This window comes from Thioclava sp. UBA3469 (assembly GCF_002378135.1).
GTDB lineage: Bacteria > Pseudomonadota > Alphaproteobacteria > Rhodobacterales > Rhodobacteraceae > Thioclava > Thioclava sediminum.
This window is the reverse complement of record NZ_DFRG01000210.1, coordinates 51021-51625: the sequence shown is the minus strand read 5'-3', so window position 1 is coordinate 51625 and position 605 is coordinate 51021. Positions and strand designations below refer to the sequence as shown.

Here is a 605-nt window from a genome sequence, read left to right as displayed (position 1 = left end):
CGACGAAGAGGTTCTCGACATGCAGGCCGATCAGCATGAGGCTTGCGTTCTCGAGACCGTCGGAGGTGCTGTCCAGCTCTGCCTCGATCTGGTTGCGCATCACGATGTCGAAGGTGGCCGAGCCGGTAACGAAGCCGAAGATATCCAGATCCAGACCGCCCGAGATCACCAGATCCGTGCCGGCTTCTGGAGCGACCGCATCGACGCCCAGATCCTGAATGATCGGCGCCCAGTCGAGTTGATCGCTATTGGTCGCGTCGCGCCCGTTCAGCGTGAAGTCGAGCGAGTTCACCGTCAGCTCCAGCCCCTGCGGCAGACCGCGCGGCGAGATCGTGTCGGCATGGGCGGACATCGCTGTCCAGCTGCGCGCAACGGCGCTCGGGTTGGCCTGCAGATCGACAACCTCGGTGACCGAGATCAGGTCGAAGGCAAGCCCTTCGGCTGCGAAGCCCGTGCCCGCATTGGCGACCGCGTCGACCCGGTCGAATTCGTCATAGCTAAACTCGCCACCCGCGCCGACGAAGACATAGGCGCCGTCGATCGAGAAGGAGAAGGCCTTGGCGCTGATCGTGCCACCCTGCGGATCGTCGACGGTGAGATCGCGG

At 64.0% G+C, this 605-nt stretch carries 1 protein-coding gene; it reads right to left on the bottom strand.

Annotation, left to right across the window (positions count from 1 at the left end; genetic code table 11):
* Positions 1-605 (bottom strand): hypothetical protein (locus B3D39_RS15325; protein WP_286789854.1); only part of this gene is annotated, 605 nt, incomplete at both ends.